The sequence below is a fragment of the Geobacillus sp. Sah69 genome, from assembly GCF_001414205.1.
Lineage (GTDB): Bacteria > Bacillota > Bacilli > Bacillales > Anoxybacillaceae > Geobacillus > Geobacillus stearothermophilus.
Genome location: NZ_LLKS01000058.1, coordinates 1 through 10,378 on the forward strand (window position 1 = coordinate 1; position 10,378 = coordinate 10,378).

9 protein-coding genes and 2 pseudogenes are annotated in these 10,378 nt (G+C 46.6%); 5 read left to right on the plus strand and 6 right to left on the minus strand.

All coding sequences use genetic code 11. The annotated features are described in order from the left end of the window. The 3 genes from AP057_RS13490 to AP057_RS13500 all read right to left on the minus strand — a co-directional run. The coding region (locus tag AP057_RS13490; RefSeq protein WP_152968893.1) for a transposase at nucleotides 1–305 on the minus strand (305 nt) is incomplete at its 3' end. 427 nt (nucleotides 306–732) lie between these two features. Then, nucleotides 733–1,041, minus strand: a complete 309-nt coding sequence (locus tag AP057_RS17315) for a hypothetical protein (protein WP_055358959.1) — start codon at nucleotides 1,039–1,041, stop codon at nucleotides 733–735. 127 nt (nucleotides 1,042–1,168) lie between these two features. Continuing rightward, a complete protein-coding gene (locus AP057_RS13500) occupies nucleotides 1,169–2,935 on the minus strand; it encodes a DUF262 domain-containing protein (RefSeq protein ID WP_055358960.1) in 1,767 nt (588 codons plus the stop codon). A gap of 254 nt (nucleotides 2,936–3,189) precedes the next feature. Between AP057_RS13500 and AP057_RS13505 the strand changes: the two genes are divergently transcribed. Continuing rightward, nucleotides 3,190–3,642 carry an N-acetyltransferase gene (locus tag AP057_RS13505; protein WP_055358961.1) on the plus strand — a complete coding sequence of 151 codons (453 nt, stop codon included), beginning with the start codon at nucleotides 3,190–3,192 and terminating at the stop codon, nucleotides 3,640–3,642. A gap of 689 nt (nucleotides 3,643–4,331) precedes the next feature. On the opposite strand, the gene AP057_RS13515 is transcribed toward AP057_RS13505, so the two are convergent. After that, on the minus strand, nucleotides 4,332–4,613 hold the full coding sequence (locus tag AP057_RS13515) for a hypothetical protein (protein ID WP_235468580.1): 282 nt from the start codon (nucleotides 4,611–4,613) through the stop codon (nucleotides 4,332–4,334). Between AP057_RS13515 and AP057_RS13520 the strand changes: the two genes are divergently transcribed. After that, entirely contained in the window at nucleotides 4,596–5,255 is a 660-nt protein-coding gene (locus AP057_RS13520) for a MurR/RpiR family transcriptional regulator (RefSeq protein WP_235468582.1), read from the plus strand. The two genes, AP057_RS13515 and AP057_RS13520, sit on opposite strands and share 18 nt — an antisense overlap. A 521-nt stretch (nucleotides 5,256–5,776) precedes the next feature. Here AP057_RS13520 and AP057_RS13525 read toward each other — a convergent pair. After that, on the minus strand, nucleotides 5,777–7,114 hold the full coding sequence (locus tag AP057_RS13525) for a radical SAM protein (RefSeq protein WP_053532356.1): 1,338 nt from the start codon (nucleotides 7,112–7,114) through the stop codon (nucleotides 5,777–5,779). 167 nt (nucleotides 7,115–7,281) lie between these two features. Here AP057_RS13525 and AP057_RS16620 point away from each other — a divergent pair. Both AP057_RS16620 and AP057_RS13530 read left to right on the plus strand, forming a co-directional pair. Then, nucleotides 7,282–7,470, plus strand: a pseudogene (locus AP057_RS16620) (GntP family permease); the annotation flags it as partial. Between the two features lie 125 nt (nucleotides 7,471–7,595). Further along, complete coding sequence (locus AP057_RS13530; protein WP_055358963.1) at nucleotides 7,596–8,783, plus strand: IS701 family transposase; 1,188 nt, start codon at nucleotides 7,596–7,598, stop codon at nucleotides 8,781–8,783. A 52-nt stretch (nucleotides 8,784–8,835) separates the two neighbouring features. On the opposite strand, the gene AP057_RS18180 is transcribed toward AP057_RS13530, so the two are convergent. Next, the gene (locus AP057_RS18180) at nucleotides 8,836–9,114 is read right to left on the minus strand and encodes an abortive infection family protein (protein ID WP_161804331.1); all 279 of its coding nucleotides are present in this window, start codon (nucleotides 9,112–9,114) and stop codon (nucleotides 8,836–8,838) included. Between the two features lie 473 nt (nucleotides 9,115–9,587). Between AP057_RS18180 and AP057_RS13535 the strand changes: the two are divergent. Then, nucleotides 9,588–10,378, plus strand: a pseudogene (locus AP057_RS13535) (IS66-like element ISGst1 family transposase); the annotation flags it as partial.

Here is a 10,378-nt window from a genome sequence, read left to right on the forward strand (position 1 = left end):
GGGTTGACCATGACCAACGGGATCCCGTGCTCCTCGAGGAAGTAGGCCAGGTTCAACCAGTAGTGCCCGGTCGGCTCCACCGCGACGATCACCTCTGACTTCCCAAACGCTTGCATCGCCTCCTGAATCGCTTTATACAGCTGCTGAAACCCCTCTTTCGACTGGAAGATCGGGAACGACTTGCGAAGCACGCGCCCCCGGTCATCCACGAAGCAGGCGTAGTGGGTTCGTTTCGCGATATCGATGCCCACGACAAGCGTTTGTTCCGTAACTTGATCAATTTTATAGTTTTGTGTACAATTCATCTGAAGTCCTCCTTGGCATGATGGTAGGTATTGTTTGACACCCCTGCATCATACCAAGAGGGCTTTTTTTGATCAAGTCCCCGGAAAAGCTCCTAACGGGAATGCTCCTTTTAAAACTGTGTGACATCATCGCTCAACACGGAAAAAAAATCAAGGCGTTATACAAAAAAGAGCGCTTTAGACATTATCGAGAGTTTGGTCATCATGCCGGTGTCGTAAGAAATTACCGCCTCATACCATGAAAAAAACCTTCTATAGGGAAGGTGTATTTGGCATGCCTATCTTTATATATTCTCACGGTCACAGCCTCCAAAGATGAAAAGTGAAGCCTTGGAATATATTCTCACGGTCACAGCCTCCAAAGATGAAAAGTGAAGCCTTGGAGCTACTCGCTCCAAGGCTTCACTTGATGGCTATGCAGGGGCCCTCATTTCCCATCACCATGATCCCGTTTCCGCTGGCGGCACCATTTCCGGATCTTTTTCAATTCCCGCTTGACGTTGATCATCTCATTATGTATTTTTACCCAGTCTCTTTCCCCCAACAATCTTAGGTCGATCATTTTCAAATGATCCCATGCTCGTTGAACCGTTTGTTCATCATAATTCCCAGGGTTAGTAATGATGTCTAAAAGCCTCTCCTTCGTATTGCCTAAACTTCTTATGATTTCTTTTAAATATTCTATTTCCATTTGTCTGCTGTCCAGCAGCCAATGTATCTGTTCCTGTTTTTCCATCAAGCTTTCCCCCTTTGATCTCCCCGCGGATACGTCGTTCCAAGGCATTTGCCAAAAAAGGTCCTAAAGGTCCTTTTCCTTGAAATATAAACCAAAACCTCTCCCCTACAACATCCGCCCATCCCGTTCACTCCACTTTCTTGCCCATCACCCGCTCGATCATCGCAAGCAGAGCCAGCCTTCTTTTTTCAAAAAACTGGTCAAAATCATCCGCTCTTATCGATGCCACATCAATGACATGCGTTTGCAGGATGTCATCCAATACCGCTGCCGAAACGCCTTTCCTCTCCTCTAGTTTCTTCAAATATACACTTGGAGCATCACGGCCAATCATCCGATTCGTTTTATAGGACAATGGAGTTTTATTCATAATGCAATCGTACTTCGCTTTCTCAATCCCTCGTTTTTCACAATAGTCACGAGGGAAAATATGGTGAATATCAATCGATTCGCCGTAATACGTCTGAATATCAATCGGCACCCCAGATAAGAAATCCCGCGCCCCTTCCCTCATGAGCAAGGCGTGCAACCCTTTATAAGCGGCGCTGTTTCGCGTGCGCAGCGTGAAGAGACGGTCAGCGGCGAAATGGGCATCCCGCACCGTCGTCGGCTCCGCACCGCCGCGAATCCATTCGACGACTTCCACCACGTCACGGGCAATCCGCGTCTCCGTCGCTCCTCCGTATAGTTCACCCAATACGCCACACCAATACCAGCGGGCAATTTGATCACGGACATGGACATTATGCGCTTCTTTCCCTAGTTCTACAAAAATGGCTGCCAGCGGGATCAACTGGGTTCCGTACGGCAAATCTCGCGCAGAAAACACATGCTGCTCATGCAAAAATTGAGCCGCCTGAATAAACCCTTCCGTCACCCGATCCGCCCATCTTTGGTAATCCGCCAACTTCAACTGCAAGATGTCGCGCCGCTTGCAGCTGACCGCCACGCCGTCCCCCGCTTTTCGTCGATTGTACGTGGCCAACAACGCAACTGCCTGCAGGAAGTCGGTGCTGCTGATATCGGCCAACACTTTGTTGTAAATTTCTCCAGATCTCTTTAATTTCGCTTCCTTCTCTTCCCAATCATCCCTCAGCTTGAAATCTTCCGCCGCAAATGTGGCGGTAAGAAGCTCGAAGACGGTCAGAGAGACGCCCCCCGTGTTTACATTCTCAAACACTTGGCAAACCGCCTCTTTCGGAGTCGGCTTCCGAAGCATAATAACAGGCACTTGATATTGCTGAAAACGAGGAAATACATCCATCATGAGCTTTTGCCATTTCAACGACCGTTCCGTAAGCCTCGCTGAATCCGAAAAATAGCACGTCTGCCACGCCAACAACCCCGCAGGATCGAAAAGCAAATTCACCGGAAGCATTCCCGCCTCGCATTCTTTCTCCAAGTCAGAACAATCAAGAACGACTCTCCCTCCCGGTCCGCGAATGATTCGATCTTCCGGGACGCTGACAATCGTTTCTTCCCGGTCGACGCTCGGATCTAACATTTTGTCAATGTCAATATAGTAGAACCGTTTGATTGCCTTGTCTCTCTTGTCTCTTGTCGCTACAGGCGCTTTCAATTTCAATGATTGAAACAACGCCGTCAGCCGCTGTTGACCGTCAAGAATCAGCCGTTCCGGTTCCACTTGGTTCACGTTATCGACCCCTTCGATCGGCCTTGAGGCAAAACGGACATTCGGATTTCCCGTCTGGAGCATCATCACCGCACCGATCGGATAAGAGAGAGAAACACTGATCAACAGATTTCGAATCCGCTCGTCATCCCAAACCCAGCCTCTCTGAAAATCAGGAAGCTGTGTTCGACATTCCTGAATGCTTTCAAGCAAATCAAGCAAACTTTCGACCGTACTGTCAAACGTGGTAATCGTGCTCATATCCTTCCCCCCTCGTTTCATGAAAAACCCTACACTTCCATACGATTCAGTCGACCAATATGCCATCATCTAATGCATATTCCTGTTGCTTTCCAAAAAACACTTTATTCTTTCGACAATGGCATTCTTGTTCCTCCTGCCGTGCAGCGTTTGGCAGAAACATCCCCCAGCCAACGAAAATTCGTAATTGAATATAGACACAAAATATTGTATATTTATAAACATACAATGACGACTGATCGCGAGGGATCCAAATGCAAGTCGACCATGCCGTCACGAGCGATGTCAAAGACATGCACGCGCTCATCCAACACTATGTGGAAAAAGGATTGGTGTTGCCCCGCTCGCTGCTGTCCATCTACCAGCACTTGCAATGCATGTATGTCGCCAGGGAAAACGGTCAAATCGTCGGCACCGCCGGGCTGCATATCCTAGGGCACGATCTCGGGGAAGTGCGTTCGCTCGTCGTATCCCCTGACCATATGGGGAAAGGAATCGGCCGCCTGCTCGTTGACCATATTGCGAACGAAGCGGCCAGACTCGGGGTGAAGCGGTTAATATCCTTTACTTACCAAGTCGAGTTTTTTCGAAAATGCGGGTTTGAGATCGTGGATAAATCAACACTGCCGGAAAAAGTGTGGATTGATTGCGTCAACTGCCCGAAACTGGACTGTTGCGATGAAACGGCGATGATAAAATACATTTGATCCCCCTCCCACCCGCATCACGGGGAAGGGGGAGATCCCTTGGAAAAACCTTTTCCCTTCGCTGTTTCGTTCTCCATACCCTTCACTAGAAAAGCGAATGTTCGAAACTGACAAGCCATCTTTTTTATGCCCTGAAGTTCCGCGGCTGCGCAGAACGGTTGTGTTCGTTTTGCATCAAACATCAGCCCTGCCCCCCCATTCAGGAGGAGATAATGCGCGTTTGTTTCAATTGTTCAATCAAATGTTGCACCTCATATTTTGCAACCTTTGCATAATATACAAAAAATAACGAAAATATTCGCATAAAATCAAGTCCTAATGTTTATGTCAAATACGGCTCCCATCCAGTGCACTTAAGCTCTAGAAAATAGAACCGCTTTGCCCCCGGCTCGTGCGCCCCAGCCGCATTAACGTAGCGAAGGATAATATAGTGGAATCCATTCCAGAGGCAAAATCGGCCAAAACTAATGGATTTGTTCGTTAATCATATGAAAATTAATATTCACCGGTATAAACTTCTTTATACGCTCAATATCCCGCTTCTTGTAGTCCATAATCACAATGCCAGTAATGACCTCATCCTCTTCAGAAAACCGGATAAACACACCAGGAGCTGCTTCGTCATCGTACGACACTTTTGGTTCGCCCAAAAAATATAAAGAACATCGTGATCATAGTCATAGGAGTATTTAACGTTTTCCTGTAAATTTTGGACGAACATAAATCGCACCTCCTGTCTCTTGGTTTAACCTGCTTTTGGCGATGACGGTAACAACGTCACCATACGCTTCATCTTCATGGTCGACAATAACGACCAATGCCTTTAGCGACTTAAACTTAGGCAATTGCACAAGATCTATATATTTTTGTCTTGTATCATGCTGATCGTCCGGATTATTTGGCAATATAAAACAAGGATCTTGAATGACGCTCTTGACCATATCGATGGACATGTGGAACAAGCGAAACAATTATCGCTAACTGCTATGGCGGAAAAAAACAACGTCAGCACCACCACCATCATCCGTATGTGTCATAAACTGGGCTTAGAAGGTTTCTCAGAGTTGAAATATATTCTGAAAACGATCGACGACCAAGCCATTCCCGTTGGAGAAAATACGATTGAACGGTACAAAGCCGATATGAATCAGACACTTGATTCGTTGGAACGAAAACATGTGGAAGAAATTAGCCAGTTGATTTTTGAGGCCAATCGGGTGTTGATTGTGGCAGTTGGTCTATCCAAAATGATCGGGGAATATTTTAGCAAACTTCTCATCCAAGTAAACAAACCGAGCTCGTATGTGTATGAATCACATATTATTGACCTTTTACCCAACATGGTTCAACCAAAAGATATGGTCATTTTCATTTCATCCAGCGGAGAGACAAAAACCATTGTGCAAGCGGCAGAGAAACTTCGCTTTAAAAACATCGAAACGGTAGCGATCACGAACAGCGCCGATAGTACATTAGCCAAGCTTGTACGAAAACATATCAGCGCCTACGTGCAACGTGTCCAGTTTGCAGGTTATGACCTATCTGCCCGTTCGACCCTCGTTGTTCTGATTGACATTTTATTTGAATTTTTCATGAAAAACTATAAAGCATAACCAGCGGTATCGAAACTGCCTTTAAGCCACGTTCACTTCATTCGCTGCAACAATTGATTAACCGCCTTTCCACCTGAATGGAGACTCGTAAAGGACGAGAAACAACTGTTTCTTGCCACACAATGTTCTCAAGAGCCATCGAGAGGAACATCAAATCGTTTTTCCAACTACATCACCATCCTTATTCATGCCATGAAGCACATAAAATGGCCCTTGTCTATTCGACAAGGGCCATTGTCATGATCAAATACTTTTTCGTTCACTTCATTTGGCGCATGGTTGATCGTGTATCTTCTTGAAAAAACGAAATCTTTTCGCATCGCGAGAAAAGGAATGCTTGATACATAGTGACGTCAGCCGGGAAAGAATCTTAAACCATTTCACAGCTTTTTCTCGGATCGCCTACCAAACCGTGGTTCTCTCCCATTCATCATTTCAAATGACCAGGCACTGATTTCGTCAGCCGCCCAGAATGGGACAACGCAACAGGCGATGCGGCAGGACGCAAAATACGCATATTCTCACCTCCCTTTCCCTTCATCTCGTACGAATGACTGCGCATCAATCAGCCGGAGCACTTCTTTGATTTTTCGCTTTTCGTGAGGGCAAGGACGATCCCCTGTTCGCAGGCGGTACAACGGGCAATGATTCCCTTGACACGCCGGCCGGAAAAAGCAAGCTTGGCACTGTTCATCCGTTTCCTCTCCTGACGTTACCCATAGAGCGAGCTTATCCATATCGACATCCATCGTTCCATCGGCATGCAGACGGCCGATACGGTTATATTCCTCGTCAAAGGCGCATGTGCATTTATACACTTGGCCGTCGGCCCCGATGACGAAGGAATGTGGCTTCGCCGCATAACAAACCGCCCCAGAAGGCATCAACATCGACTCCACCATCGAGCTCATCGAAAGTCCTTTCTTGATTCCGTATTCCGTCAACTCCCATATTTTCACCTCTGCCGTCCGATGGTCACAAACCGGCAACCGCTCATCATTCGCCCCGCCCCATCTCCCAACGGGACGGCAAAACAGCTGAAAACGCCGGTCCCCGGCAAAGTAACAAGCCAGCTCGTCTAAAAACAGCGGAATCCGGTCAAGGTTGTCTTCATCAAAATTGACCCGGATGTCCACTTCAAATGATTCGTCAAGCGTCTGAATATCACGCAAATGGCCAAGAATCGTCTCGTACGTCGGTCCCCGATTCGCCAGCACCCGCCGCACATCATGCACGTCTTTGCTTCCATCAAGCGTCACCATAAAACGGGTCACTTCACACCGCAACAAACGCCGCATCGTTTCTTTCGACAAACCGTAGCCGTTCGTTGACATGTCCGCTTGATACGCAACGCCATACCGTTTCGTTTGTTCGATGATCACCGTGCTAATCTCTTCAATCACATCGATCGCCAACAGCGGTTCGCCGCCAAACCAGCTGACCGTCAAATGGGTGAGACGCGGAATCGTCTTCGTCAAAAAACGTTTCAACCCGTCAATGACCTCACGTTTCATCTGTCCGCGCAAAAACTCTTGATAACAATAGACACAACGGAAATTACACGCCTCCGTCGGCAAGATCACGAGATGCATCACATCCGTCCGGTGCAACGATTGATGCAAAAACTGCGCCCGTCGCTTCTCATCGACGTTCTCAGCGACAAGAAACCCACACTCCACCAGCGTTTGTTCCACCGGTGACAGTTCGCGGTCAATCCCGGTTCTCTTGAGCGCCTCAAGCACGGCGGCTCTCTCGCCTTCCGCCACCGCGCCAATCGCCCCTGTATAGCTATTGTAGAGAATCAATTCACCTTGCTTCGTTTGCGCCATCGCGTTAAATCGGGACGGAATCCACTTCATGTCTCCAACACCTTTTTGTTTACCATCCTATCAATCCTTGCCGTTTTCCGCTGTTAAATCGGTCACATTGGTACTCCTAGACAACCTCATTCATCAAGCTGCGGCACAGGCTAGACCGGCCATCGCCAAAGCGGCAAAGGCAATGGACAAATAGGCAACACTAAAGAGCCGCACAGTCAGCCGCCCTAGGAGCTATGATCTTCTCGTATTTTAACGATAGCCTATTCTGGGTCATTAACCGTATGCTTGGAATAAAAGAAGTGAAAGAACAAATTTTAACATGGTCAATTCCAACAACTCTTGCATGGGCTGTATCCTTAATCACGCTACTAATCGTTAATGCATTTTTTGGATAATATATAACTGTAGATGAGCAAATTCACTGACATAAATTGACAACTAAACAAAAAAGGAGACATGAACCCGATTCCTTGGTTAGAATAGATGTACCACCAACTATCCACAAGGAGGTTCATGTCTCATGAATAGATTAGCACATCACCAAGGAATCCACAAGTTTTTCTTCACGCTGGGGTTGACGCTGCAGCTTTCCAAACCGGTCATCAAGCATCTCATTCATATTGTCGATGCCTTGACCACCAAGGGATTCTCGGGAACATTGACTGATATTCATTACTGGAGCTTTCATCCGAATCATCGAACGACGCTCAGTCACTTTTTCACGAAAAGCCCTTGGAACGAGGAAAGGCTGCTTGGGAAGCTTCAAGAGTGGATCCTTTCCCAGGTCGAACGACTGGCCAAACGGAAGAATCAACCCCTTTTKGTTTCGATTGATGATACGATTTGCCAAAAAACAAAGCCTTCGTCACGGGCTGTGCACGCCATTCAAGGGTGCGACTGGCACTACTCGCATAAAGATCATCAATCGGTCTGGGGGCATTCGCTCGTTTGGCTGATGGTGCACACCTTCACGCAGGCGTTCCCATTTGCGTTCCGCCTGTATGACAAGAAAGCGGGAAAAAGCAAGATCGACCTGGCGATCGAGATGCTTTCCTCGCTCAAGGTGAAGCGGGCTCAGCCGGTGTATGTGCTCATGGATTCGTGGTATCCGTCCAAAAAGCTCATTGAAGCCTGCTTGAAACAGGGATTCCATGTCATCGCGATGCTCAAGACGAACCGGATTCTCTACCCGAAAGGCATCGCCATCCAAGCCAAGCAGTTTGCCCGCTATATCGAGTCCAAAGACACCCGCCTCGTCACGGTGGGGCAGGAGCGTTATCGCGTGTATCGCTATGAGGGGGCCATCCATGGCCTCGATGACGCGGTGGTGCTGCTGGCTTGGAAGGCGGATCAGCCGATGGCGCCGGAACATCTTCATTGCATCTTGAGCACCGACCGGGAACTCGGGGACGAAGACATCTTGCGTTACTACGCCCAGCGCTGGACGATCGAGTGCTTTTTCCGGCAGGCGAAAGATCAACTGAAGCTGGATGGATACCGCGTTCGCCACATTCGGGCGGTGAAACGGTATTGGGCGGTGGTGCTGCTCTCCTGCGTGTACAGCATCGCCGAATCCCGACAAAACCTCTCCRCCGGGCTGGAGCTTCTTCGGTCGCGGAAAGRCCACAGCGTCGTCGAGTTCATTTATGACGCTGCAAAGCAAGATATTCCCATTGATGTGATCAAAAAACAGCTCCGTATCGCGTAAGGGGTACCCTGTTTGTCTCTCTAACCATGGAAATTATTGTAATGAAAAATGCTCATCTACAGTTAATAATAAAAAGTGCTTCTGGTTCTCCCAATATATTTTCATTTAGGTGAGAAAAAGATCTGTTATTTCTAATATCATTTAATTTATGTAATAATTTACTGATGCTATTTATAATCGCGTTAAAATTTGGATCATTATCTACCTTAAAACAAGGATGTTCATTTTTTAATTTACTAAATATCTCTTGGATTGTGGGTCTGTCTTTTTCAAATACAATACCAGCTTCATCGCAAATTTTCTTTAAATAACCATGTAAAGCAGTATGCACTCGATCAACGGCAGATGCTGCAGAATGATTATTGATTAAAATTTCTGCTTGTTTTAATACTTCTTCTACAAGCTCATAATCTAATTCGTCAACTTTAATAAGGCCATTACCTTCGAGTTGACTTATCCATCCCTTTATTTTTGTATAAAGTCGCCTTTTGTTTTCTATTTCTGTTTTATTAAGAAAACCTTCTTCGAATCTATCTTCAAAATATTCTAACGGATATTTTTCTAATACACCCCGCAGAATTTTTGATTGTTGATATGCATCAGCTTCTGTAAGAATCTTAATAAATCTTTCTCTTGTAGTTCCTTCATAATCATTTGGATTAATGTCTAATCCACAATATGACGGATAAAATTCAGCATGCGATGCATATGAGGTAACTATTCAGCCACATCATAAAGTGAGCTGAATATTTTCTTCTTTCCTTGTCTATGATGTGAATACTGATAGACAAGGAGGTGAATCACATGTTGACGGTACAACAAGCTGTATTTACAGTTGAGAGCTTAATCGGCAAAGTCCAACAACAAAAGCAGCTCATTACTCACCAGCAACAAGTCATTGAGCAACTGTTGAAAGAAAACAAACAGCTACGCAAAGAAAATGAACAACTGAAGTACCGTGTTCAAGAGCTGGAAGCACGCACGAAAAAAAACAGCTCCAATAGCCATTTGCCCCCATCTTCTGACCGTTTTGAGAAAAAGCGTTCCTCCCGCGAGCCGTCTGGCAAAAAGCCTGGTGGGCAAGAGGGACATGAGGGGAAGACGCTCCGTCAAGTGGAACATCCACATCATCGTGTCGTCCACCGTGTGCATACGTGTCAAGGATGTGGAGCTTCTTTGCGTGAAGTCAAACCGTTCAAAGTCGATATCCGTCAAGTGTTTGATGTCCCTCCTGTGGCGATCGAGGTGACACAACATGAACGTGAAGTGAAATCGTGTCCACATTGTCGATGCGTGCAACAAGCCGAATTCCCATCCCATGTCACGAATCATGTGCAATACGGTCCACGGCTCACGGCGCTCGTTGTTTATTTACATCATATCCAATTGATCCCGTACAAGCGTTTAAGTGATACAATCGAAGCGTTATATCAACACTCGATTAGTACAGGAACCCTTGCCAATATGGTGAAACGAGGACGCGAAGCGCTGGAATCAAATATGGACATCATCGAAGACGCCTTACTTGAATCCAACATCCTGCATGTCGATGAAACGAGTTTGCGCATCAATGGGAAACTCGCATGGGTGCATGT

What these genes read in the sequence shown, in the direction of transcription:
- AP057_RS13505 (WP_055358961.1), top strand. Translation starts at nt 3,190, where the DNA reads ATGCAAGTCGACCATGCCGTCACGAGCGATGTCAAAGACATGCACGCG.
- AP057_RS17315 (WP_055358959.1), bottom strand. Translation starts at nt 1,041, where the DNA reads ATGGAAAAACAGGAACAGATACATTGGCTGCTGGACAGCAGACAAATG.
- AP057_RS13525 (WP_053532356.1), bottom strand. Translation starts at nt 7,114, where the DNA reads ATGAAGTGGATTCCGTCCCGATTTAACGCGATGGCGCAAACGAAGCAA.
- AP057_RS13500 (WP_055358960.1), bottom strand. Translation starts at nt 2,935, where the DNA reads ATGAGCACGATTACCACGTTTGACAGTACGGTCGAAAGTTTGCTTGAT.